Origin of the sequence: Bradyrhizobium sp. BR13661, assembly GCF_029892425.1 — a bacterium.
In the GTDB taxonomy this organism is placed as follows: Bacteria; Pseudomonadota; Alphaproteobacteria; order Rhizobiales; family Xanthobacteraceae; genus Bradyrhizobium.
Genome location: NZ_JARXWB010000004.1, coordinates 1 through 21,936, shown reverse-complemented (window position 1 = coordinate 21,936; position 21,936 = coordinate 1). Strand labels below are relative to the sequence as shown.

Annotated in this window: 23 protein-coding genes and 1 pseudogene; 12 read left to right on the top strand and 12 right to left on the bottom strand. The window is 63.0% G+C overall.

Features of this window, described 5'->3' with window-relative positions:
- The 4 genes from secF to M2427_RS07760 are packed head-to-tail and all read left to right on the top strand — an operon-like array spanning position 1 to position 3,621.
- On the top strand, positions 1-1,026 hold the full coding sequence (secF, locus tag M2427_RS07775; protein ID WP_280705652.1) for a protein translocase subunit SecF: 1,026 nt from the start codon (positions 1-3) through the stop codon (positions 1,024-1,026).
- Positions 1,027-1,086: 60 nt separating this feature from the next.
- Positions 1,087-1,470 (top strand): MTH938/NDUFAF3 family protein, encoded by a 384-nt coding sequence (locus M2427_RS07770; protein WP_280705651.1) that lies wholly within the window; start codon positions 1,087-1,089, stop codon positions 1,468-1,470.
- Entirely contained in the window at positions 1,467-2,330 is an 864-nt protein-coding gene (locus M2427_RS07765) for a phytoene/squalene synthase family protein (RefSeq protein WP_280705650.1), read from the top strand. Before M2427_RS07770 ends, M2427_RS07765 begins: the two co-directional genes overlap by 4 nt.
- Before the next feature lie 46 nt (positions 2,331-2,376).
- Complete coding sequence (locus tag M2427_RS07760) at positions 2,377-3,621, top strand: threonine ammonia-lyase (protein ID WP_280705649.1); 1,245 nt, start codon at positions 2,377-2,379, stop codon at positions 3,619-3,621.
- Positions 3,622-3,628: 7 nt separating this feature from the next.
- On the opposite strand, the gene M2427_RS07755 is transcribed toward M2427_RS07760, so the two are convergent.
- The 5 genes from M2427_RS07755 to M2427_RS07735 all read right to left on the bottom strand — a co-directional run bounded on the left by M2427_RS07755 (position 3,629) and on the right by M2427_RS07735 (position 8,351).
- Positions 3,629-4,807 (bottom strand): aminotransferase class V-fold PLP-dependent enzyme, encoded by a 1,179-nt coding sequence (locus tag M2427_RS07755; RefSeq protein WP_280705648.1) that lies wholly within the window; start codon positions 4,805-4,807, stop codon positions 3,629-3,631.
- Between the two features lie 70 nt (positions 4,808-4,877).
- Entirely contained in the window at positions 4,878-5,444 is a 567-nt protein-coding gene (locus tag M2427_RS07750; RefSeq protein ID WP_280705646.1) for a CAP domain-containing protein, read from the bottom strand.
- A gap of 98 nt (positions 5,445-5,542) precedes the next feature.
- Positions 5,543-6,637, bottom strand: coding sequence for a serine/threonine protein kinase (locus tag M2427_RS07745; RefSeq protein ID WP_280705645.1), 1,095 nt, complete (start codon positions 6,635-6,637; stop codon positions 5,543-5,545).
- A gap of 7 nt (positions 6,638-6,644) precedes the next feature.
- A complete protein-coding gene (trmFO, locus tag M2427_RS07740; RefSeq protein ID WP_280705644.1) occupies positions 6,645-8,072 on the bottom strand; it encodes a methylenetetrahydrofolate--tRNA-(uracil(54)-C(5))-methyltransferase (FADH(2)-oxidizing) TrmFO in 1,428 nt (475 codons plus the stop codon).
- Between the two features lie 126 nt (positions 8,073-8,198).
- Positions 8,199-8,351: a DUF1127 domain-containing protein gene (locus M2427_RS07735; RefSeq protein ID WP_007590701.1), complete on the bottom strand. Its 153-nt coding sequence runs from the start codon at positions 8,349-8,351 to the stop codon at positions 8,199-8,201.
- Positions 8,352-8,999: 648 nt separating this feature from the next.
- Here M2427_RS07735 and M2427_RS07730 point away from each other — a divergent pair.
- On the top strand, positions 9,000-9,326 hold the full coding sequence (locus M2427_RS07730; protein ID WP_280705643.1) for a hypothetical protein: 327 nt from the start codon (positions 9,000-9,002) through the stop codon (positions 9,324-9,326).
- A gap of 77 nt (positions 9,327-9,403) precedes the next feature.
- On the opposite strand, the gene M2427_RS07725 is transcribed toward M2427_RS07730, so the two are convergent.
- On the bottom strand, positions 9,404-10,228 hold the full coding sequence (locus M2427_RS07725) for a lytic murein transglycosylase (RefSeq protein WP_280705642.1): 825 nt from the start codon (positions 10,226-10,228) through the stop codon (positions 9,404-9,406).
- 154 nt (positions 10,229-10,382) lie between these two features.
- On the bottom strand, positions 10,383-11,285 hold the full coding sequence (locus M2427_RS07720) for a DUF2189 domain-containing protein (protein WP_280705641.1): 903 nt from the start codon (positions 11,283-11,285) through the stop codon (positions 10,383-10,385).
- A gap of 335 nt (positions 11,286-11,620) precedes the next feature.
- Between M2427_RS07720 and M2427_RS07715 the strand changes: the two genes are divergently transcribed.
- On the top strand, positions 11,621-12,034 hold the full coding sequence (locus tag M2427_RS07715) for a DUF3597 domain-containing protein (protein WP_280705639.1): 414 nt from the start codon (positions 11,621-11,623) through the stop codon (positions 12,032-12,034).
- 66 nt (positions 12,035-12,100) lie between these two features.
- On the opposite strand, the gene M2427_RS07710 is transcribed toward M2427_RS07715, so the two are convergent.
- From M2427_RS07710 to M2427_RS07700, 3 genes are all read right to left on the bottom strand, one after another.
- A complete protein-coding gene (locus tag M2427_RS07710) occupies positions 12,101-12,388 on the bottom strand; it encodes a GNAT family N-acetyltransferase (RefSeq protein WP_280705637.1) in 288 nt (95 codons plus the stop codon).
- A 102-nt stretch (positions 12,389-12,490) separates the two neighbouring features.
- A complete protein-coding gene (locus M2427_RS07705; protein ID WP_280705636.1) occupies positions 12,491-12,766 on the bottom strand; it encodes a GNAT family N-acetyltransferase in 276 nt (91 codons plus the stop codon).
- 101 nt (positions 12,767-12,867) lie between these two features.
- Positions 12,868-13,173, bottom strand: coding sequence for a hypothetical protein (locus tag M2427_RS07700; protein WP_280705635.1), 306 nt, complete (start codon positions 13,171-13,173; stop codon positions 12,868-12,870).
- A 178-nt stretch (positions 13,174-13,351) separates the two neighbouring features.
- Here M2427_RS07700 and M2427_RS07695 point away from each other — a divergent pair, with 178 nt between their 5' ends.
- From M2427_RS07695 to M2427_RS07675, 5 genes are all read left to right on the top strand, one after another.
- Positions 13,352-14,959, top strand: coding sequence for an acyl-CoA synthetase (locus M2427_RS07695; protein WP_280705634.1), 1,608 nt, complete (start codon positions 13,352-13,354; stop codon positions 14,957-14,959).
- A 9-nt stretch (positions 14,960-14,968) separates the two neighbouring features.
- Positions 14,969-15,829 carry a DUF296 domain-containing protein gene (locus M2427_RS07690; RefSeq protein WP_280705633.1) on the top strand — a complete coding sequence of 287 codons (861 nt, stop codon included), beginning with the start codon at positions 14,969-14,971 and terminating at the stop codon, positions 15,827-15,829.
- Between the two features lie 90 nt (positions 15,830-15,919).
- Positions 15,920-16,687 carry an AAA family ATPase gene (locus tag M2427_RS07685; protein ID WP_280705632.1) on the top strand — a complete coding sequence of 256 codons (768 nt, stop codon included), beginning with the start codon at positions 15,920-15,922 and terminating at the stop codon, positions 16,685-16,687.
- A gap of 46 nt (positions 16,688-16,733) precedes the next feature.
- Complete coding sequence (locus tag M2427_RS07680) at positions 16,734-17,021, top strand: type II toxin-antitoxin system RelE/ParE family toxin (RefSeq protein WP_280705631.1); 288 nt, start codon at positions 16,734-16,736, stop codon at positions 17,019-17,021.
- Positions 17,022-17,026: 5 nt separating this feature from the next.
- Positions 17,027-17,314, top strand: a complete 288-nt coding sequence (locus M2427_RS07675; protein ID WP_280705630.1) for a HigA family addiction module antitoxin — start codon at positions 17,027-17,029, stop codon at positions 17,312-17,314.
- A 55-nt stretch (positions 17,315-17,369) separates the two neighbouring features.
- On the opposite strand, the gene M2427_RS07670 is transcribed toward M2427_RS07675, so the two are convergent.
- Positions 17,370-19,439 carry a DUF1217 domain-containing protein gene (locus M2427_RS07670; RefSeq protein ID WP_280705629.1) on the bottom strand — a complete coding sequence of 690 codons (2,070 nt, stop codon included), beginning with the start codon at positions 19,437-19,439 and terminating at the stop codon, positions 17,370-17,372.
- A gap of 944 nt (positions 19,440-20,383) precedes the next feature.
- A pseudogene (locus M2427_RS07665) lies at positions 20,384-21,040 on the bottom strand (HAD-IA family hydrolase).
- A 72-nt stretch (positions 21,041-21,112) separates the two neighbouring features.
- Here M2427_RS07665 and M2427_RS07660 point away from each other — a divergent pair.
- Positions 21,113-21,625 carry a HEAT repeat domain-containing protein gene (locus M2427_RS07660; protein ID WP_280705627.1) on the top strand — a complete coding sequence of 171 codons (513 nt, stop codon included), beginning with the start codon at positions 21,113-21,115 and terminating at the stop codon, positions 21,623-21,625.
- Positions 21,626-21,936: the final 311 nt, after the last annotated feature.

The following is a 21,936-nucleotide window of genomic DNA, read 5'->3' as shown; positions in this document are numbered from 1 at the left end:
GTGACCACTACTCAACTCGTTCTCATCTCTCTCGGCGTCCTGATTGCGGTTCTGACCGTGGTCAGCGTGCTCGGCGTCCTGCCGTCGCTGCGCATCGTGCCAGACGATACGCATTTCGATTTCACGCGCTTTCGCCGCATCAGCTTTCCGATCTCGGCGGCGCTGTCGATCCTCGCCATCACACTATTCTTCAGCCATGGCCTGAATTTCGGCATCGACTTCAAGGGCGGTACCTTGATGGAGGTGCGGGCCAAGTCGGGCTCCGCCGATCTTGCGCAGATGCGCACGACCCTTGGCAGCCTCGGCCTTGGCGAAGTCCAGCTGCAGCAATTCGGCGGCCCCGCTGATGTGCTGCTTCGCGTTGCCGAGCAGCCGGGCGGCGACAAGGCGCAGCAGGAGGCTGTGGACAAGGTTCGCGGCGCCCTCGGCGAGTCCGTCGAGTATCGCCGCGTCGAGGTGGTGGGCCCGCGTGTCTCCGGCGAGCTGCTCGGTTGGGGCATGGCCGGCCTGATGCTCGCGATCGGCGCGATCCTGATCTATCTCTGGTTCCGGTTCGAATGGCAGTTCGCGCTCGGCGCCATGATCGCCAACGTGCACGATATCGTGCTGACCATCGGCTTCATGTCGATCAGCCAGGTCGATTTCGACCTGACCAGCATCGCGGCGCTTCTGACCATTCTGGGCTATTCGCTCAACGACACCGTCGTCATCTATGACCGCATCCGTGAAATGCTGCGGCGCTACAAGAAGATGCCGATGCCGCAGTTGCTGAACGAGTCCATCAACTCGACGCTGTCGCGCTCGATCATCACGCACTTCACGGTGACGCTTGCGTTGCTGGCGCTGCTGCTGTTCGGCGGCCACGCGATCCACAGCTTCACGGCGGTCATGATGTTCGGCGTGGTGCTGGTCGGCACCTACACCTCGATCTTCATCGCAGCGCCGATCCTGATCTATCTTGGCGTCGGCGAGCATCGCGAAGATGCCAAAGAAGAGGCTCCGCCGGCGAAGAAAAACAAGGCATGATCCGAACCGCTTGCCCTCGCATGAGTTTGCGGGGGGTGTAGCCTCATTCGGACGAAGCTCATGGCCGGCGATCCCAACGCTCCCCATTTCCCGCGCTCGGCGCCGATCGAGGCCTATGGCAAGGGCGGCTTTGCCTTTGCCGGCATGTCGCACCGGGGCTCGCTGCTCTGCCTGCCCGATGCGATCTGGGCCTGGGACGTGACTGACCCCGCCAGGATCGACCGCTATTCGCTCGATCGGGTCTTCGCCGCTGCCAACGGTATCGACACCCTTCTGGTCGGCACCGGTACCGGCCTCTGGCTGCCGCCACCGGAGCTGCGCCAGGCTTTGAAGGCGGTGAGGGTGGTGCTGGACACGATGCAGACCGGCCCGGCCGTGCGCACCTACAACATCATGATCGGCGAACGGCGCCGCGTCGCCGCCGCGCTGATTGCGGTGCCATGAGCAGCACTGTGGCGCCGCCCGACACGGTGACCTTTTGCGCCGACCTCGTGCGCAGCCACGACTTTCCGCGCTATGCGGCGACCCTGTTCGCACCGGCTGCCGAGCGCCGCGCGCTGCTGGCGCTCTATGCGTTCAATGTCGAGATCGTCCGCGTTCGCGACCAGGTGAGCCAGCCCTTGCCCGGCGAGATCCGTTTCCAATGGTGGACCGATCTGTTCTCCGGCCTTGTCCACGGCAGCGCCGAGGGCAACCCGGTGGCGGCAGAACTCTTGCGTGCGATCCGCGATTTCGACCTGCCGGTCGAGCCGTTGTCGCTGCTCGTCGACGAGCATCAGTTCGATCTCTACAACGATCCCATGCCGACGATGACGGCGCTCGAAGGCTATCTCGACGCGACCTCTTCGGCCCTGTTCGCGCTCGCGGCGCGGATCATGGGCGAAGCTTCGGACACGGCCGAGCATCTCTCGCGGCACGCCGGGCTGGCGCAGGGCATCGCGCAGGTGATGGCGAACCTGCCGCGCGACGCGTCGCATCGGCAATTGTTTCTGCCGCAGCAATACCTCACCAGCCATGGCTGCGCCATGGAGGACGTGTTCGCGGGCAAGGCGACGCCCAATCTCCATGCCGTGCTGGACCAGCTGATCGGCGAAGCGCGGCAGCATCTGACGACGGCCTCGTCGCTGCTGGCGCAGGTGCCGCGGTCGGCTCGGGCTGCATTCCTGCCGCTGAGCCAGGCGCGGGCCGATCTCGATCGTCTGTCCCGGCCGGGGCGCAATCCCTTCGTAGCCCAGCCGGGCTCGCGGCTGCGTACGCTATGGACGCTGTGGCGGGCATCACGATCCCGGGAATTTACCAAATAGGAAGTTGGCTTATCGCGGCAGCCCGCCAAATGCTCTATGCTGTCCCATGGCCGAGATGTCCCAAACCGCATCCCCCGATCTGAGCGGCTTTCCGGTCGCACCCAGCGATATCAGCGCTGCTGCCGAGACCATCCGGGGCGCCGTCGTCGAGACGCCCTGCAGTTACAGCCGTACGCTGAGCAACATCTGCGGCTGCGACCTCTGGCTCAAATTCGAAAACCTCCAGTTCACGTCCTCGTTCAAGGAACGTGGCGCGCTGAACAGGCTCACGGCACTGACGCCGGCAGAGCGTGCACGCGGCGTCATCGCCATGTCCGCGGGCAATCACGCGCAGGGCGTCGCCTATCACGCCAAGCGGCTCGGCATTCCCGCCACGATCGTCATGCCCGTGGGCACGCCGATGGTGAAGGTTGAGAACACCCGGCATCATGGCGCCGAGGTGGTCGTGACAGGCGCGACGCTGGAGGAAGCGGCTGCGCTTGCCCGCAGTCATGGCGAAGCCCGCGGCATGATCTTCGTTCATCCCTACGACGATCCGCTCGTCATCGCGGGGCAAGGCACGGTCGGGCTGGAGATCCTCAAGGCAGTGCCGGAGCTCGACACGCTGGTCGTCCCGATCGGCGGCGGCGGCCTGATCAGCGGCATTGCCATTGCGGCCAAGTCGATCAAGCCGTCGCTGCGGATCCTCGGCGTCGAGGCCTGGCTCTATCCCTCGATGTACAACGCCATCCATGGCGGCAATCTGCCGGCCCGCGGCGATACGCTCGCCGAGGGCATTGCGGTGAAATCGCCGGGCAAGATCACGACCGAGATCGTCCGCGGTCTCGTCGACGACATCGCGCTCGTCAACGAAGCCGAGCTCGAGCGCGCGGTTGCGACCCTGATCTCGATCGAGAAGACGGTCGTCGAGGGCGCCGGGGCTGCCGGCCTTGCCGCGATCATGTCCGATCCGACGCGCTTTGCCGGCGAGAAAGTCTGTCTGGTCCTGAGCGGCGGCAACATCGACACCAGGCTGATCGCCTCGGTGCTGACGCGCGAGCTTGCCCGCGAGGGGCGGCTGACCCAGCTCTCGCTCGATATTCCTGACAGGCCCGGGCAGCTCGCTGCCGTCGCATCGTTGCTGGCTGAGGCTGGCGCCAACATCATCGAGGTCTCGCATCAGCGGACCTTCTCGGACCTGCCGGCGAAAGCGACGCTGCTCCAGCTCGTCATCGAGACCCGCGACAGCGCGCATCTCGACGAGGTCATGGCCAAGCTCGGTGCATCCGGTCTCAGCGCGCGCTGTACGTGATGCATCGCTATCGCGGTGCCAGACCCGCGAGATGGTCGATCAGCCGATCGATCTCGGTTTCCGTATTGTAGTAGTGCGGGGAGGCGCGCACGACCACGGGCAGGGAGCGGACTTCCGCGTCGATGAGGGTGCTCGACGGATGCGACGCGCCGATGGTGATGCCGGCCGCAGCGGCGCTGGTGACGATCATGTCCGCTTCGAGACCATCCATGGTGAAGCTGACGATGGCGCTCGGCGTGCGGCCGAGGTCACGAATTTTGATGTCGCGCACCGAAGCAAGACCGTTGCGAAGGCGATCCGCCAGCAGACGGCAGCGCTGTTCGATCGGGCCGAGGCCGATGTCGAGCGCATAGTCGACAGCTGCGCCCAGGCCGAGCCGGGCCGCGTAATTGTTCTCCCAGGTCTCGAACCGGCGCGCGTCGTCGCGGAGCTGATACTGATCCCGCGAGACCCAGGGGGCCGCGAAGTGATCGATCATCGGTGGCTCAAGCGTCTTCAGCAACTCACGGCGGACATAGAGAAAGCCGGTACCGCGCGGGCCCCGCAGGAATTTGCGGCCCGTGGCGGAGAGCATGTCGCAGCCGATCGTCTCAACGTCGACCTCCATCTGGCCGATCGCCTGGCAGGCGTCGAGCAGATAGGGAATGCCGTGGGCGCGCGCGATCTTGCCGACAGCTGCGGCGGGATTGGTGAGCCCGCCATTGGTTGGAACCCAGGTGATCGCGATCAGCTTGACCCGATCGTCGATCATGCGCTCGAGCGCGCTGGTGTCGAGCTCACCGCTGGCATCGCTGGGTACGACGTCAATGACCGCGCCTGTCCGCTTGGCGACCTGAAGGAACGCGACGTAGTTGGCGGCGTATTCCGCCTCGGCGGTTAGGATTCGGTCGCCGGCGCGAAACGGCAGTGCGTAGAACGCCATCTGCCAGGCGACGGTCGCGTTCTCCATGAGCGCAATCTCGTCCGGCGCCGCGTTGAGCAAGCGCGCCACCGAGCCGTAGACCGCGTCAAGCCGATCGGACTCGCGGTCGGCGGCAGCATAACCTCCGATCTCGCTCTCCAGATCGATATGCTGCTTCATGGCCGCGACGACGGGCGTGGGCATCAGGGCCGCGCCTGCGTTGTGGAGATAGGCAAGCCGGGCGACGGCGGGCGTGTCGGCGCGTATGCGGTCGATGTCGATCAAGTGCGCTTCTCCCTCGTGCGATCCTCCGGATGGATTAGACGCGCTGGAGAAGGCGAGCAAGCGATTCGCCTCAGATGCAGAGGCCGAGCAGCTTGACGTGGCAGTCGCTGAGTTTGGGCTTGCTGGCGGGCGCGGCCTCGCGCCTCACGGCCACCACCGGCTCGTTGTCCTTCTTGTCTTTCTTGCCCTTGCCGGGCTTCGGCTCGTAATCGCCGGCGATCACCATGGCCCAATAGGTCCGCTTGCCGCTGGCGTTCTTCGCGCTTGCGATCCCGACGCGGGAGGCGTTGTGCAGCAGCAGGTTCTTGCGGTGCCCGGAGGAGTCGATCCACTGTCCTAACGTCTTCTCGAAGACGTCGTAGCCGTAGGCAATGTTCTCGGCGGCGCGGCCGGCGCCTGATGGCGCGACGCGCTTGGTGAACGGGCCGAGCGCGTCGTGGCTGAGGTCGTCCTTGGCCGCCATCGCGCGGGCCTGGTCCATGGCAATGCGATCGAGGGTGGCATCGCGAACGACGCGGCCCTCACCATGCTTCAGGCGGAAGCCGGAGATCTGATCGGCCGGGGATTCCGCCGCCATCACAGGCGCGGCTGCGAGCAGCACCAGACCTGCGACCAGCACGGCCGCGCGGCGCCTCATGGTTCCCCGGTTCGTCATTGGTCCCCAAGCGGTCCCCAAGTCAGTGTAATCCCCGGCTTCTCCACCGGCATTGTGGACGCTTCAAGGCGTGGCGCTGTTTAACCGGCTGGCAGGTCTGCCTCGAAGTTGAAGCGATCGCGCAGGTTCTTGCGCTGCTCCAGGATGTCCTTCAGGAACGCGCGGTCCTGGTCGTTCTTCATCATCGGCTCGATCAGGTCGAGTTGGTTCATGGCGACCAGTTGCAGTATCTCGGTGCGCGGCTTGCCGCTGGCGTCGCGCGGCAGCGCGTGGACGACCTGGATGTGCTCCGGCGGCTTCGGTCCCTTCGCGGCGGTGAGCGCATTGCGAAGCTCGCCCTCCAGCGCGGCCTGATCGGCCTCGACGAAGGCATAAAGCCCGACGCCGGAACGGCGGTCGGCAAAGGCGACGATCGCGGTGTCGCGCACGGCGGGGTTTTGGCGGATCAGTTCGGCCAGCACCGGCGCATCATTGACGAGCCGGCGGCCGCCGCCCTCGCGATCGGTGAAATTGAACAGGCCGCGGGTAATGGCGCGATAGACCTTCTTGCCGGTGGCGAGCCAAAGGCTCGCTGCGAAGGATTTCTTCGCCAGGACTTTTCGCTCGCGCGGCGTCAGCGCTTCGGGCGCGTAGGTGCGCTTGTGCTTGAGCAGATGGCGGAGGTCTTCATAGGCGAGGATGCGATAGAGCTGGTTGCGTCGCTTGAAGCACACCGCAAGCTGGAAGTCGGTCACATAGGCACGTCCGTCGCGGCCGACCAGCCAGTTCTGTTCCTTGGCCAGATCGTTGTGGCAGATGCCGGCGCGGCGCAGCCGGCGCAGCGCCGCCTTGGCCGAGCGGAAATAAGCGAGATCGCCGTGGGGTTTTGCCAGATGCAGCGCGACGCCATCGACGAAGCCGCGCACCAGCGCGCGACGGCCGGCCCACAGCAACTCGGGGCCGACATTGAGGCCCTTTGCAAGGGCGAGGGCGTGCTTCTCGCGTGCGAACAGATGCCGCGCGAGCAGGAACGACCAGCTCGGAACTTCATCAAGGCGGCGCAGCACCGCGTCGACCTCGCCGCTGTCGCTACGGAAGCGGCCGCGCTCGACGGTGGAGAACACGTCGCGCTTGAGCAGCACGCCCTCGGTCCAGCGTGCCGGGAGCACCACTGCGTCGTCTTTCGGGAGACTCATCGACAACTCACGCGGCTGCAGCAATGCGCAAATGATCGGCGATCCAGCGATCCAGATCGGCAAGCGCCAATGCACTCATGGCCTGCTTCTTGGCCACCGTCTTCTCGTTGCCGCGCAGGCGCGTGCCGTCGGGCTTTTTCGTCGGCGCGCTGGCAAGCGGCGGGAACAGGCCGAAATTGATGTTCATCGGCTGGAACGTGCGCGTGCCCGGCTCGATGGTCTCGATATGGCCGCCGGTGATGTGGCCGAGCAGGGATCCCAGCGCTGTCGTGGCTGGCGGGCTCGCAAGCGTCTCGCCGCGCGCATCCGCTGCCGCGTAGAGGCCGGCGATCAGGCCGACGCTGGCGGATTCCACATAGCCCTCGCAGCCCGTCATCTGGCCGGCGAAACGCAAGCGTGGCTGCGCGCGCAGGCGCAGCTGGCCGTCGAGCAGTTTTGGCGAGTTGAGGAAGGTGTTGCGGTGCAGGCCGCCGAGGCGCGCGAATTCGGCCTTCTCCAGCCCCGGAATGGTGCGGAAGATGCGCTGCTGCTCGCCATATTTCAGCTTCGTCTGGAAGCCGACGATGTTGTAGAGCGTGCCGAGCTTGTTGTCTTGGCGCAGCTGCACGATCGCATAAGACTTCGTCGTGGGGTCGTGCGGATTGGTGAGGCCGACCGGCTTCATGGGGCCGTGGCGCAGCGTCTCGGGGCCACGCTCCGCCATCACCTCGATCGGCAGGCAGCCGTCGAAATAGGGCGTGTTGGTCTCCCATTCCCTGAACTCGGTCTTCTCGCCTGCAATCAGCGCGGCAACGAAGCCGTCATACTGCTCCTTGGTCATGGGGCAGTTGATGTAGTCGGCGCCGTTGCCACCGGGACCGACCTTGTCGTAGCGCGACTGGAACCAGGCCACCGACATGTCGATGGATTCGCGGTGCACGATCGGCGCGATCGCATCGAAGAAGGCGAGCGCGGTCTCGTCGGTCAACTCGCGGATGGCGTCCGCCAGTGGTGCGGAGGTGAGGGGACCGGTGGCAACGATGACGTTGCCCCAGTCGGCTGGCGGCAGGCCCTTGATCTCGCCGCGGGCGATTTCGATGAGGGGATGGTCATTCAGCGCCTTGGTGACAGCGGCCGAGAAGCCGTCACGGTCGACCGCGAGCGCGCCGCCGGCGGGCACCTGGTTGGCATCGGCCGCGCGCATGATCAGCGAGTCGAGCCGGCGCATCTCGGCGTGCAAGAGGCCGACGGCGTTGTTGGCGGCATCGTCCGAGCGGAATGAATTGGAGCAGACGAGCTCGGCCAGTCCGTCGGTGCGGTGCGCGTCGGTCATGCGGTCGGGCCGCATCTCGTGCAGCACCACGGGTACGCCTGATTTGGCCACCTGCCAGGCGGCTTCGGAACCGGCAAGGCCGGCACCAATGACGTGCACGGTGTTGGATAGGGGTCCTGTCATAGGGCGGACAGGTAGCGCTTTTCGGCGGTCAGTGGAATCGCCGAGATCGAGTTTTCTGCCATCGGAAACGACAGCGCCCGCACGAGGCGGGCGTTATCGGTTCGTCCGGTAAAGGGCTGAACGATCTCAGCCCTGATACTGACCGGCGGCAACGCGCGGGATGTCCGAGCGATCGAGGCCGATGTCGGCCAGTTCGCGATCGCTGAGTTGGGACAGCTCGGCAACATTGCGCTGATAGTCCCGGAAAGCCTGGATCATGCGGATGAGCGAGAGCAGCATTGTAGTCTCCTATAGTTCGATTCAGCCCTTGACCTGAGCGTCATCGTTGAAATGAATATAGGTGAGAGTGGTGCAGTGCGAAAGTTCCGATGTTGCGATGCAGCTAAGCGAAGAACGCATGGCATTAGTAAGAGACGATTAACCTGTCGGCAGTGCCGCCCAATCGCTGAGCGCACGGAGTTCAAATTCGCAATAAAATACCGTGAAATCACGGTCTTAGAGAAAATCTTGCGGTTCATGTCATTACGGAAATAGGTCACGGTCCCGTGACCTTCAAGGTCTCGCGCCAGCTTGTAGGCCCAAGTTCGGCATGCGCGAATCGCATGAACCCCGATTCTTAGATATGAATATAGATTCATATTATTTGGTCGCCAAATTCTTCGATTCGAATCGACGGGCAGCCGAGCTTTTTTGCTGGAGCGGAGGTTCCTCGATGGCTGGGGCGCCCGCGCGCGGGAGCGAAATAATTCCCCGCTTCGAGCTGCCGAATCCCGACGATGCAGCGCACACACGCTGAGCGTGCAAGGTTCGGATTACAAAGTTGTAATGAAAATCAGAAATTTCGCATGCGGCTCTGCGCCGCGCGCAACATCACGCAATTCTCGCGGGGAATTTATTGCGGCAAGTTGCCGCGACGGAAGCAAAGTCATGTTGCGGATTCCAGCAATGTTGCTGGGTCTGTCCCAAGAACAAGAGAAGGAAAGTAACATCATGACGAAGTTACTCGGGGTTATCGCAATTGCCGCTATCGCATTCGCCGTCGCGCCGGCCCAGGCCGCCAAGCACAGCATGGGCGGTTGCAGCGGGGCCAATCTGGAGAAGACGGAAACCGCGATCGAGGGCATGCCCGACGGCGACAGCAAGTTCGTCGCCGAAAAGGAGATCACGGCGGCTCAGGACGCGCTGCTCAACGGCAAAATGGGTGCGTGCGGCATGCACCTGAACAAGGCGATGCACGCCACCATGGCCAAGTAATCGGGCAGGTAAACGCAATCCAAGAGAGGGCCGGTCGCAGAGCGATCGGCCCTACGCGTTTTGTCCCTGTGCGTGTCTTAGGGAGCGTGCGCGAGCTGGGTCGCGAAATAGGCGACCGTCTTCGAATAGACCTCGCTCTTGTTCCACTGTTGCAGCACCGCGAAGTTCGGGCTGCCCGGCTGCCAGTCCTTGCCCTTCTGCCAGCCATAGCCGGCGAGATAGTTCGCCGTGGAGGCGAGCACGTCGGGTGCGTTGTGCAGCAGGTCGCGCTTGCCGTTGCCGTCGAAATCGACGGCGTATTTCATCCAGGACGACGGCATGAACTGGGTCTGGCCGAGCTCGCCGGCCCAGGCGCCCTTCATGTCGGCCGGCGCAAGATCGCCGCGCTGGACGATGCGCAGCGCGTCCATCAGTTCGCCGCGAAACTGCTCGGCGCGCCGGCAATCATAGGCCAGCGTCGCCAGCGAGCGGATGGTCGCGAACTTGCCGGTGTTGACGCCGAAATCCGTCTCCAGGCCCCAGATCGCGACCAGCACTTCACCGGGCACGCCATAGCTCTGTTCGATGCGCGATAGCACCGATCCGTATTGCTTCATCATGTTGGAGCCGCGCGTCATCCGCGGTGGCACCATGCGGCCGGAAAACTCCTCAAAGGTCTGGGTGAAGACCTTTTGCGACTTGTCGCGGTTGAGCACGCTCTGGTCCAGCGTGACGCCGGCGAGTCCGGCGGTAATGGCCTGTTGCGAAATGCCCTTGGCCGCGGCCTCGGCTTTGAAGTCGGCGAGCCAGGCGTCGAAATTGCCCGAGCCGCAGGGAACCGCTGCAAACGCGGGGTGGGCGGACAGGACTGACGCGGAGAGGGCGAGGGCTGCGAGAGCGCGACGAGAAATCGTCAGGGTCATCAGAGACAATTGATTCCGTGAAGTGACAAGACCGGCGGTTGCAATGTCTGATGTAACAGCGGCCAAAGCAAGGCGTGTGACAGCGGCGCTCCCGCCGGAGGTTCGGCGGGAGCGGCTTTGACGAGATCAGGTCCGGGATCGTCTGGCTTCCGTCTTATTCCCTGTTCCGCCACGGAAAGAGATTGGCGGGGAAGTCGGCCGCCGGCTTGCGCGGACGCTGCGGCGGAGGCGGCACAGGCCGGGCACCGGGTTCGGAGACGATCACCTTGCGGTAGAGATGCCAGGTGGCGTGGCCGAGCACGGGAATGACGACGGCGAGCCCGAGGAATGCGGGGATCGTGCCGAGCGCCAGCAGCACCGCCACGGTCAGGCCCCAGGCGGCCATCGGCACCGGGTTCTTGGCGACGACGCGAAGCGAGGTCACCATTGCCTCCAGGGCGCCGGCATGGCGGTCGAGCATCAGCGGGAATGAGACGGCGCTAATGCAGAGCGCGGCGAGCGCGAACAGGAAGCCAGTACCGCAGCCGATCACGATCAGCCACCAGCCCCGCGATGTCGTCAGCACGCGCGTCACGAAGTCCGAGATCCCGGTCACGCCTTCATAGCCGAACGCTGCCACATAGATCGCCTGCGCGGTCGCGACCCAGGTCACGAACAATGCCAGCAGCAGCGCGCCGAGGCCGAGCATGGCGCCAAACGAGGGTGAGCGCAGCACGTCCATGGCGTCCCAGGCGCTGGCTTCCTCAAAGCGTTCGCGACGGCTTGAGAGTTCGTAGAGACCGAGCGCTGCGAACGGGCCGATCAGGGCGAAGCCAGCGGCCAGTGGAAACAGCAGCGGTATCACCGAATAGCCCATGGCAACACGCGCGATCACAAGGCCCAGCACCGGATAGATCACGCACAGGATGATGGCGTGGCTTGGAACCGCCTTGAAATCTTCCCAGCCGCGCTTGAGCGCGTCGTGCAGATCGGACAGTTGGATGGTTCGGATCACCGGTCCAGCCGCGTCTGCGGTCTGGCCCATCGTGGGGACATTGCCCTGGTAGAGTGTGGCCATGGTCGGCTTGCTCCCTTGTCATGCAGCCGAATTCGGCGCCGACAACGGCGCAAGCGGCCGCTTCTCTTGAGGTTTCGCGAGTCCAACCAGACGCGAATTCCAGATGGCATCGCGAGCTGAACGACAAGCGTACGCCGATTTCCGAGTCCTGTCCCTCACGCTTGGGTGAAATTCGATGCCGCGGTGCAACCTCGATTGCGTCATCCGGTCGTCATTTCGCCGTAGATAAGCTGATGCTGTCTGCAGGTTCGCGGAACTTTGCGGGCGTCATGACGTAACTTCGGCTATAAGTGCCCACTCAGGGCCTTCCAACGGATCCTTTTCGGGGAGCAGACATGAGCATTTTCGGGAAAATCATGGGCGCAATTTTCGGCAGCCATGCGGCCTCCGCTGCGCCCGCCGGCAGCGCACCCGCGGGCACCGCGCCTGCCGGGGCGGCGCCGGGCGGATCGGCGCCATCGTCGGCACCCGCAGCCGCACCTGCGGCAACGGTGGACGTTGCCGCGATCGTCGACGCCGCCGCAGCAGCCCACAAGGGCGAAAAGCTGGAGTGGCGCACCTCGATCGTCGACCTGATGAAGGCCCTCGACGTCGATTCGAGCCTTGCCGCGCGCAAGGATCTCGCCAAGGAGCTCGGCTACACCGGCGACACGAACGACTCCGCCAGCATGAACGTCTGGCTGCACAAGCAGGTGATGTCCAAGCTCGCCGCCAATGGCGGCAAGCTGCCGCCGGAAATCAAGCACTGACCGAGCCGTGTCGGTTGACGCCAAACAATAGAAGAAGGGCCCGCGATTTCGCGGGCCCTTTTGCGATCAGGCGACCAGATCCGCATCCTCCGGATGCCTGTCGAGATAATCGACGACGAAGCCGCAGCCTGCGATCACCTTGTGGCCGTCGCGGCGGATCAACTCGAGCGCACCCTTGATCAGCTCGGACGCAATGCCGCGGCCACGCAAGGCGCGCGGCGTCTCGGTGTGGGTAATGATGACAGCCGAGGGCGTCAGCCGGTAGTTGGCAAAGGCAAGCTCGTGACCATTCTCCTGGCCGACATCGAGCTCGAAGCGGCTCCTGTCCTTGTTGTCGCGTACCGATGCCGCCATGCCTGATCTCTCTGAAGCGGATGCTTGCTCACTGATCTAGGCGCTTGAACCCGCGATTGCCAGGGCGCGACCAGCGGATGTACTTCGCTCGCAATGACGAGGTTAGGCCGTCACCAGATCCTGATAGTCCGGATGCTTCTCGATCCACGCTCTCACGAACGGGCATTGCGGGATCACCTTCCGGCCGCTGGCGCGGACCTGATCGAGCGCGCCTTGCACCAATATTGAACCGACGCCTCTGCCGCCGAGCTCTTTCGGAACGTCGGTGTGCTCAAAGGTGATGAGGTTGCCTTCGAGCTTGTAATGCTCGGTCGCGAGATGGCCTTCCAGTTCCAGCTCAAAGCGGTGATGGGCCTTGTTGTCGATGACTTCGCTCATAACGTCTCCGGTCAGTCTTCTCCGCGTCAACCTTGAACGCTTAGGCCGAAATGACCACGTCAGCACGATATCTCAGTCAACCGGTGGAGACGTAGTTCGGTTCAATCGGCCGCTCGCGCGAGCCGTGAATCGTCAGCCTGTGGTTTTGCAGGGAGGCAGCCCTGGCAGATGACCAGCGAACGGTTGACCCTGGCGTCCTGGTCGGCATCGGTGCCGTCGCTCGCGGGTCGGGCAGCAGTGCGCGTTGTTCGCGCCGCGGAACGCGGCTGGTTGGGGTTTTCACCCGCGCCATCCCAGGCATAGCGCGCGGGCTTGAACGCGGGGTCCGGGGCAAGGCTCGCTTGCGGGGCCATTGTGCAGCCGGCAAGCGCCAGTGACATGAGAACAACGGCGGGCGCTTTGACCATGATGCGACACTCTGTACGCGGATGCGGACCGAGGTTGCCCCGATCATGTTTAAGATTCCTTGAACGAGCGCATGGATGACACCCGGCAGGCGGCCTTGCGAGGCCGTTCTCGATCGCGATAAATGGGCTGCAATGAGCGGGCGGCCAGCGCGCCGTTCGCCGTCCAAGAGGAAGCCCCATGCAGCCGCTCCGCATGTCCCGCCGCGTCATGAATCTCGCTCACATGCTGACCCAGAACGCGCGGCGGCATGGATCGCGCCCCGGTTTCGTCTGGGGCGACAAATCCTGGACCTGGCGCGAGATCGACGCGCGGGTCTCGGCACTGGCGGCTGCGCTCGCCGCGCGCGGCATCGGCAAGGGCGATCGCATCCTCGTCCATTCCAAGAATGGCGATGAGATGTTTGTCTCGATGTTTGCCGCGTTCCGGCTCGGCGCGGTCTGGGTGCCCACCAATTTCCGCCTGATGCCGGACGAGGTTGCTTATCTCGCGCAGGCCTCGGGCGCAAAAGCGTTTCTGTGCCATGTCGATTTCCCCGAGCATGCGGCGGCTGTCACAGGCGGCGCGCTCGAATTCACATGGAGCGTCGACGGCAAGGCCTCGTTCGGCGAGCGCTCGGTGGCCGACGCTATTGCCTCGCAGGCCGGCAGCGCGGTCGAAAACGTCGCGGTCGAGCATGACGATCCCTGCTGGTTCTTCTTCACCTCGGGCACCACGGGCCGCTCCAAGGCCGCGGTGCTCACGCACGGTCAGATGGGCTTCGTCGTCACCAATCATCTCGCCGATCTCACGCCTGGCGTGACGGAGGCGGACGCATCGCTGGTGGTGGCGCCGCTGTCGCATGGCGCCGGCGTGCACCAGCTGGTGCAGACTGCGCGCGGTGTCTGCACCGTGCTGCTGCCGACCGAAAAATTCGACATCGACGAGGCGTTCCGCCTGATCGAAAAGCACCGCGTCGCCAACCTCTTCACCGTGCCCACGATTTTGAAGATGATGGTCGAGCATCCCGCGGCGGACAAATACGATCATTCCTCGCTGCGCCACGTGATCTACGCCGGCGCGCCGATGTATCGCGAGGACCAGAAGGCCGCGCTGAGGAAGCTCGGCAAGGTCATCGTGCAGTATTTCGGCCTCGGCGAGGTCACCGGCAACATCACCGTGCTGCCGGCGGCGCTGCACGATCCTGAGGACGGGCCGCACGCGAAGATCGGCACCTGCGGCTTCGAGCGGACCGGCATGCAGGTCTCGATCCAGGACGACGAGGGCCGCGAGCTCCAGGCGAACCAGAGCGGTGAGATCTGCGTGATCGGGCCGGCGGTTCTCGCTGGCTACTACGACAACCCCGAGGCCAATGCGAAGGCGTTCCGCAATGGCTGGTTCCGCACCGGGGATCTCGGCCACATGGACGAGGAGGGGTTCGTCTACATCACCGGACGAGCGTCGGACATGTACATCTCCGGTGGCTCCAACATCTATCCGCGCGAGATCGAGGAAAAAATTCTGACGCATCCCGCGGTTGGCGAAGTCGCCGTGCTCGGCGTGCCCGATGCGACCTGGGGCGAGGTCGGTGTTGCCGTCTGCGTTGCGCGCGAGGGTGCAAAGGCCGTGAGTGAGGCCGAGATGGCGGCATTCCTGTCGCCGAAGGTGCCGCGCTACAAGATGCCGAAGCGGTTCTTCTTCTGGGAGGCGCTGCCGAAATCCGGCTATGGCAAGGTGCCGAAACGCATGGTGCGCGACGAGCTCGAGGCGCGCGGGCTGCTCGATCTCGACAAGATAAAGACGGGCTGAGCGCAGCGCATGCGGAGCATCAAGCAGCCCGGCGCGCCGGTCACCGAGCGTATCCAGTGGGTCGAGGCGAGGGGGCGCGCCTTTTCGTTCAGGCTTGAGGCCGGCCTGCCGCTGCTCGAAGCCGCGCGCCGCGGTCTTGCCGCGGAAGGTTTTGCCGGCGGCGTGCTGAATTTCACGCTCGGCGCGCTCGGGCCGTTCGGCTATGTTATGCCGGCATTGTCGAAGACTGGCGAGAACGCAGCGTTTTACAGTGACACGTATCGCCCTGCCGGTGTGACGCGCACCAGGCTCGGCAGCATGACGCTCGGCACGCGCGACGGCGCGCCGTTCTTTCATTGCCACGGGCTGTGGACCGAGGCGGATGGCAAGGCGAGCGGCGGCCACATGCTGCCGGACGAGACTGTTGTTGCCGAGCCGTTCGAGGTCCAGGCCTTCGGCGTGGACGGTGCGATGTTCGCTGCCGATCCCGATCCCGAGACAAATTTCAAGCTGTTCGGACCGGTAGCCTCTGCGAGCAGCGGTGCACGCACGACGAGCCGCGCCTTCGCGCTGCGGCTGCGGCCCAATCAGGACTTTGCAGGCTGCCTCGAAGCCTTCTGCCGTGCAAAGGGCATTGCGCGTGCAAAGATCCACGGCGGTGTCGGTTCGACCATCGGTGCGCGCTTCGCCCATGGCGGCGTGATCGAGCCGTTCGCCACGGAGCTCGCGATATCGGCCGGGACGATTGCGCCGACTGCCTCCGGTGCGCTTGAGGCCGCGCTCGATGTCGCGCTGATCGACTACACCGGAGGCATTGCGGAGGGCCGCCTGATCCGCGGCGACAATCCCGTGCTGATGACGATGGAGCTGGTGCTCGATGTCTTGGAGTAGCTTCTGCGCACGGACGGGGTGCAAGATACCTCTTTGCAATCTCAATGTTCCTGTTATGTTCTCTTGGACATGAAGGGATGGAGGCTGCAAATGGCGCGGAGAGGCTATCGGACGATCAACCTGCCTGCGCCGTATCTGAAGCGAGTCTGGCTCAATCCGTCGCAAGTCCACGATCGCGAGACCTATCCGTTTTGTCTGCCCATCTTTCCCGATGATTTCGAGATCAACTTCGAGGCCGCGATCACAATCATCGTTGGCGAGAACGGCACCGGGAAGTCGACGATCCTCGAGGGCATTGCGGCGCTCGCCGGCTATGACGATGCCGGTGGAGGCAAGGGCTACATGCCGGTCGATCACTCGGAGGCACGCGAGAGGATGGGCGGCCAGCTTTCCAAGGCGCTGCGTGCGAGCTGGCTGCCGAAGATCACCAACGGCTGGTTCTTTCGCGCCGAGAGCTTCTTCTCGGTCGCGCGTTATCTGGACAAGGCCGCGCGTGACGCTGGTCAGGTCGGGCCCGATTTCCTGTCGCACTCGCACGGCGAAGGGTTCCTGCGCTTCTTCGAAGAACGCTGCCAGCGCCAGGGCATTTTCATCTTCGACGAGCCGGAATCCGCGCTGTCGCCTGCGCGTCAGATCGAATTCTTGAAGCTGCTGCGTCGCATGGAGGACTCGCGCATCTGCCAGGTGATCATGGCGACCCATGCGCCACTGCTGATGGCCTATCCTAATGCACAACTCCTGCGGCTCGGCAAATATGGCTTGGAGCCAACAACAGTGGAGCAGACGGACCACTATCGGGTCATGCGAGAGTTTTGCGCCGACCCGCGGGGCTTCGTCCAAGCGACGCTGGCGGAATAATGTACCAGTCATTGTCCTTCACCGGTTTCCGTAGTATGGTTTTGCCATGATCAGATCTTGGCGGAATTCGTCGAGCCGCAAGGTCTGGGATGGCGAGCATCCGAACCAGTTTCGCGGACTCGATTTCGAGGCGGCGGCTGAGTTATTGCTCGCACTGAATTTCGCGAAATCGCTCGGGGATCTAAGCCCGCTGAAGAGTGTTGGACTGCACAAACTGAAGGGCGATCGCAAAGGACAATGGGCAATGACGGTCAATGAGCGGTGGCGCATCTGTTTCGAATTCAGCAAGGGCGACGCCTACGAGGTAGAGATCATCGACTATCATAAAGGCTGACGTCCATGGCTCCACTCGTTCATCCCGGACGGTTACTCAAACGCGAATTGGTCGCGCGCGGCCTCAGCGCGAACAAGCTTTCGCTCGACATCGGCGTTCCGTCGGGGCGGATCACCGATATTCTGAATGCGCGCCGGGGTATTTCGGCAGACACCGCGGTGCGGCTTGGTCGCTATTTCGGCAATAGCCCGCAATTTTGGCTGGATCTTCAAGGGCAGTACGATATCGGCGTCGTGGAGCGGGAGAAGGGTGCGGAAATCGCGCGGCGAGTGAGGCCTGCCGACGCGGCGTGATCGGACTTTGGACAAGAGAGACTTCGGTTTTCATTCAAGCAGAATTGGTGGCCGCTCACCACGGACTGGCGCGCATTTTCGCCATCGCCAGATAGGTCGAGTCACTGATGCCTGACGTCCCCGAGCTTGATCCCTGAAAAAGATCGAGGACCGGCGAATAGGTCTGGCTGGCGTTCTTTGCGTCGTACATGGCCGAGAAGCGGCTGAGCAACTTGGCAACCTTTGAGGGATCGCCGAGGTCTTTGAGGTTGAGGTATTTTTCCACGATCTTGGCCTGCTGGTCGATCTGCATCGACGCCATCTGATCGGGCAAGTCGAAGGTTGTCCGAAACACCTCCGAAAGAGCCTTGTCGGCAAGAATGTCGAAGGCGGACGTGATGTGCCCCGCCATCCGCTGGAAATACAGCGCTAGACGCACACCGGGATTCGTGTCGCCCTGCTGCTGCTCCAGGCTTTGCTCGAGATAGTTCTTTTGCGTTGCGAGGTACTGGTCGCGCTTCTGCGGCCCCGTCATCGGCAGACGCGCGACGTTGCCGTTCTTGTCGAAATTGAATGACGCCGCGATCTCGGCGAAGCGCGGGTCGCTCTCCGTGTTCGCGAAGCTTTTGGGGTCGTTCAGATCAGAGGCGAAGATTTTCTTCAGATAGGCAGTGCTCACCTTCGAGGGGTCCAGACCCTTGGCGACAAGAACGAAGTCGACCAGCTTCCTGTTGGTGAGCAGATCGGAAACGTTCTTGATGCCACCGATCGACTGTTGATAGGCCGATGCGTCCTTCTGGGCTTGAGTCTTGATTTTTGCCTGGTCCTGCGCGCTGGCAAACTTCAACTTCGCAATGATGTAGTTCTTGGCGGTATCGAGGATTTCGGCGGAATCCTGCGCCGCCAGCGGCGTCGTCAGATTGCCCTTGGCGTCGAAATTGAACGCGCGTGCGAGCTTGACATATCGATCGTCCTTGAGCGTGTAGACGTAGCTCTTGGGGTCGCCGAGGTCGCTTTCGAGAACGGCCTTCACGGTCGACTGCGGGACTTGCGTGGGATCGAGGCCGACGGCTGAAAGTGCAAAATTATATGCGCCTGAAGTGGACAAGAGCGTTTGGATTGACGTCACATTGGGGATGAACTTTTTGAACTGCGTGGCCAGCAGGGCTTCCTGCAGCGGGCTTGCCGCCGCATAAACCGCCGACTTGCTGTCGTCGAAGCTCTTGTTCGTGGCTGCAATGTTTGCCGCGGTCTGCGCAGGTGTCCCCGCCGGCAGCGACCCGTCGGACGAAAACGCGAACGCGCCGGCGAGATCGATGAACCGCCCCGTCGTCGCGATCGCGTCGTTGCTGCTGGATATGCTGCTCACCGCCGACTGCAGGCGATATTTCTCGACCAGGATCTGGACGTTCAACTTGGCGACGTCGGCGCCGGGCTGCGAGAGCTGCGCCGTGTAGCCGGCAATCTTGGAGCTGGCGTCTGACGCATCCGACTTGGCTTGAGCCAGCTGGGCGTTCAGGCCGCCCAGCTGAGACTTGAAAGTGACATTGACGTAGCTGTTCGGATCGGAGGGATCGCTGGACAGGACCTGCTTGATCGTGTCACGCGGCCATTTGCTCTGGTCGATCCCGAATGCCGAGGCGACATAATTGCGAAGGCGATCGTCGTTGAGCAACTGGTCGACATTGGTCACGCTGCCAATTTTGGCATTGTAGTAAGCCGTGTCGGCGGCCACGGCATCGACATTGCTCTTCATCGCCGCCGTGTAGAGCCCGATCATCTCGTCGGTCTGGCTTCCCGTTTGCGCAACCTTGGTTTCGCCGCCGCCGAAGGAAAAAGCCGCGGCGAACTCCCGGTAGCGTTTGTCGATCAGCGTGTTGGCGAAGCTCTTTGGGTCCGACAGATCGCTCTGCAGCACTTTCCTCATGAACGCCTTGGCGTAGGCCATGTCTTCCAGGCCATAGGCTTTCGTGACGTAGTGATACAGGCGATAGTCCTTTATCAGATCGTCGACGCTATGCACCTTGCCGATATTGGCCTTGTAATAGGCCGCCTCCCGCGAGACGTCCGGTTGCTGCGCCACCCGCGTCAGGGACTGCGTGAGATTGCGCGCGATGGAGCTGTAGCTGATATTGGTGGACACCATGGGCACTTCCTGACGGCTCGGCGGGAGTTGACGGGGGTCTTGTCGGGAGGTCTTTTGAAGGGTCTTGGACGTCCGTCAGTCATTGCCGGGTCGCAAGGCAGTCGACTGGCCTCATGCCAGCACGCAGAAACATTGTTTCCAATCGTTATAGCGATTCTGCAACGGACGGAGAGGGCGATCGCGTCCAAGCGCCGCATCGAGCAGCCCCTCACGCAAGCCCCGCGCAAGCTTCGACCTGCGCTTGGCGCTTGAAACCGGACACGGCTTCGCATCCTCGCGGCAGCTTGCGCCCGAGCTTGACTGATGTCATTGCCCTCGAAGGTGCCGAGGGCGCAGGGAAGGCCGGGCGCCGGCTGGCACCCGCGGTCCACTGTGCGAAGTTGCGCTACGAGAGAGCTGCACAGCGGCATACAGGTGAAGCCCAACACACGGCCTTCCCTGCGCAGTGGGTTGACGGCTTATGTCGTGATCTCCCCGGGGAGCGATGCACTATTGCCCCCGTCGCCTAGCGGATAACTGATGCGCGGACCCGGTTGGGCCATGCGCATCACCACAAGACTTGGCGCGCAGACTCCGGGCGCCAGGACCACACGATTTTGCCGTACGCAGATCGCACCGGTCGTTTGCGCGAGGGTCTCGCTCACGGTTTCCCGCCCTGCAAAACCTGATTGCGCCGATGCGGCCCGCGTCCACCACATCCCACCCGCATGTCGTGACGATCGCGATACGCCCCTCGGACCGGGTTGGGATGGTCGCAAGATGATGTATTTCCGAATTCTAGTAAAGCGAATTATTTCGCTCTGAGGGCGTTGACCGCGATGTTGCGTGTTTTGCCCGTCGGGTAACGCAAGGGATTGTGCATGCGTAGGGCGGATTAGCGCAGCGTAATCCGCCGTTCTTCGATCTGCAGGGTAAGATGGCGGATTACGCCGAGCAGATGCATCTTATGCATCTGCTCGGCTAATCCACCCTACGGTCCCGCATAAGGCATCCGCGATCTCATCCATCTGCGCGAACATGTGATCCGGCGCAAGCGCTCGCAATGCGGCTGGCGCCGCATAACCCCAGCCGACCGCGCCGCAGGCAATACCCACCGCGCGCGCCGCTTCGATGTCGCGGACCTCGTCGCCTATGGAAATCACGTTATCAGGGACGACGCCGGCGCGCCGGATCACACGGCGAAATTTCGCAGCCTTGCCGAACAACGACGCCGCGCAGTCGAACTGCGAGAAGAGCGCGGCCGACGCGCCGAGCTTTTGCCGCGCATTGCCCTCGCTGTCGGACGTGACCAGCGCGAGCTGCACGCCGTTCACCGCCAGCGTCCGCAGCATCGCCTCGGCCCCCTCAAACAGGGGAATCTCCGCCGCTGCTTCACCCTTCAGCCGCCGCGCATAGCGTGCGATCGCCGGCAGCTTCTACACCGGCACCTCCAGCCGGCTGAGGATCTCGCGCGTCGAGGCATGCCGCAGCTCCTCGACATCCTCTTCAGTGACGCGCCGAAAGCCGAAGCGGTCGGCGACGTCGTTGATGGTGCGCAGGAACCAGGGGAAGCTGTCGACCAGGGTGCCGTCGAGGTCGAAGATGGCGAGGGAGTAGGGCATGAAAATACGGTACAGTCGGGACTTCAAATGCAGATGATGTAAACAGAGGAAATCGCGTAGGAAACCTAATTGATGACGGAAGAACAACGCAATCTTTGTCAGGACTTGATGATCCATCCCACGGGCTTGAGACGGATATCGAAGGAAGAGTTCTTGCGCCAATTCCCTTCTGCCGTCGAATGCGGCAAGCTGGCCTTAAATTGGCTCCAAGAAGCATACCAAGTTCAGAACGCGAGGGATTTAGATTGCGCACTGATCGTCGGGTTCACGTTTGGTTTCGCTCCGGAGCATGCGGATATTCTCTGCCAGTTGGTGGATGCGGAATGGCATCATAGCCACGAGAACGTAGTTGAGGCGCTAGATGAGATAAAAAGTCCGAATGTAGCTGAAGCCCTATTTCGAGCAGCTCAATGGATACCGAGATATCTAGAGTTTGATGAGAGCCGAGCTTTAGCCAGCAAAGCAATTTGGGCACTCGGAAAATTGGCAAGCAACGACGCCTGCGTGAGGCTCACGATGCTTGCCAACTCTGGAGATGCCTTTCTACGAAAGGCCGCAGCTCAACAACTGGAGCGGCGGCGCTAACGAGCAGGACCTGTTCATTGGCGGTCGAGGCGGTTGATGAGTAATGGCTACTCCGCCGCTTCGCTCGTGCTCCTTCGCTTCGGCTTGCGCGCCTTCTTCAGCACCGGCTCCAGGAATTTTCCGGTGTAGCTCCGCGGTGCCTTGGCGATGTCTTCGGGCGGGCCCCAGGCGACGATCTCGCCGCCGCCGTCGCCGCCTTCGGGGCCGAGGTCGGGTGCTAAAGCGGGATGGGGTTAGTCTGAATCGATTTGGGATTCCCAAATCAGCCTGTTTCTGATTCACCGTGCTGGCTGGATGGGAGGCCGGCATGG

What these genes read in the sequence shown, in the direction of transcription:
- M2427_RS07770 (WP_280705651.1), top strand. Translation starts at nt 1,087, where the DNA reads ATGGCCGGCGATCCCAACGCTCCCCATTTCCCGCGCTCGGCGCCGATC.
- M2427_RS07765 (WP_280705650.1), top strand. Translation starts at nt 1,467, where the DNA reads ATGAGCAGCACTGTGGCGCCGCCCGACACGGTGACCTTTTGCGCCGAC.
- M2427_RS07760 (WP_280705649.1), top strand. Translation starts at nt 2,377, where the DNA reads ATGGCCGAGATGTCCCAAACCGCATCCCCCGATCTGAGCGGCTTTCCG.
- M2427_RS07750 (WP_280705646.1), bottom strand. Translation starts at nt 5,444, where the DNA reads ATGAGGCGCCGCGCGGCCGTGCTGGTCGCAGGTCTGGTGCTGCTCGCA.
- M2427_RS07745 (WP_280705645.1), bottom strand. Translation starts at nt 6,637, where the DNA reads ATGAGTCTCCCGAAAGACGACGCAGTGGTGCTCCCGGCACGCTGGACC.
- trmFO (WP_280705644.1), bottom strand. Translation starts at nt 8,072, where the DNA reads ATGACAGGACCCCTATCCAACACCGTGCACGTCATTGGTGCCGGCCTT.
- M2427_RS07735 (WP_007590701.1), bottom strand. Translation starts at nt 8,351, where the DNA reads ATGCTGCTCTCGCTCATCCGCATGATCCAGGCTTTCCGGGACTATCAG.
- M2427_RS07730 (WP_280705643.1), top strand. Translation starts at nt 9,000, where the DNA reads ATGTTGCGGATTCCAGCAATGTTGCTGGGTCTGTCCCAAGAACAAGAG.
- M2427_RS07725 (WP_280705642.1), bottom strand. Translation starts at nt 10,228, where the DNA reads ATGACCCTGACGATTTCTCGTCGCGCTCTCGCAGCCCTCGCCCTCTCC.
- M2427_RS07720 (WP_280705641.1), bottom strand. Translation starts at nt 11,285, where the DNA reads ATGGCCACACTCTACCAGGGCAATGTCCCCACGATGGGCCAGACCGCA.
- M2427_RS07715 (WP_280705639.1), top strand. Translation starts at nt 11,621, where the DNA reads ATGAGCATTTTCGGGAAAATCATGGGCGCAATTTTCGGCAGCCATGCG.
- M2427_RS07710 (WP_280705637.1), bottom strand. Translation starts at nt 12,388, where the DNA reads ATGGCGGCATCGGTACGCGACAACAAGGACAGGAGCCGCTTCGAGCTC.
- M2427_RS07705 (WP_280705636.1), bottom strand. Translation starts at nt 12,766, where the DNA reads ATGAGCGAAGTCATCGACAACAAGGCCCATCACCGCTTTGAGCTGGAA.
- M2427_RS07700 (WP_280705635.1), bottom strand. Translation starts at nt 13,173, where the DNA reads ATGGTCAAAGCGCCCGCCGTTGTTCTCATGTCACTGGCGCTTGCCGGC.
- M2427_RS07695 (WP_280705634.1), top strand. Translation starts at nt 13,352, where the DNA reads ATGCAGCCGCTCCGCATGTCCCGCCGCGTCATGAATCTCGCTCACATG.
- M2427_RS07690 (WP_280705633.1), top strand. Translation starts at nt 14,969, where the DNA reads ATGCGGAGCATCAAGCAGCCCGGCGCGCCGGTCACCGAGCGTATCCAG.
- M2427_RS07685 (WP_280705632.1), top strand. Translation starts at nt 15,920, where the DNA reads ATGGCGCGGAGAGGCTATCGGACGATCAACCTGCCTGCGCCGTATCTG.
- M2427_RS07680 (WP_280705631.1), top strand. Translation starts at nt 16,734, where the DNA reads ATGATCAGATCTTGGCGGAATTCGTCGAGCCGCAAGGTCTGGGATGGC.
- M2427_RS07675 (WP_280705630.1), top strand. Translation starts at nt 17,027, where the DNA reads ATGGCTCCACTCGTTCATCCCGGACGGTTACTCAAACGCGAATTGGTC.
- M2427_RS07670 (WP_280705629.1), bottom strand. Translation starts at nt 19,439, where the DNA reads ATGGTGTCCACCAATATCAGCTACAGCTCCATCGCGCGCAATCTCACG.
- M2427_RS07660 (WP_280705627.1), top strand. Translation starts at nt 21,113, where the DNA reads ATGACGGAAGAACAACGCAATCTTTGTCAGGACTTGATGATCCATCCC.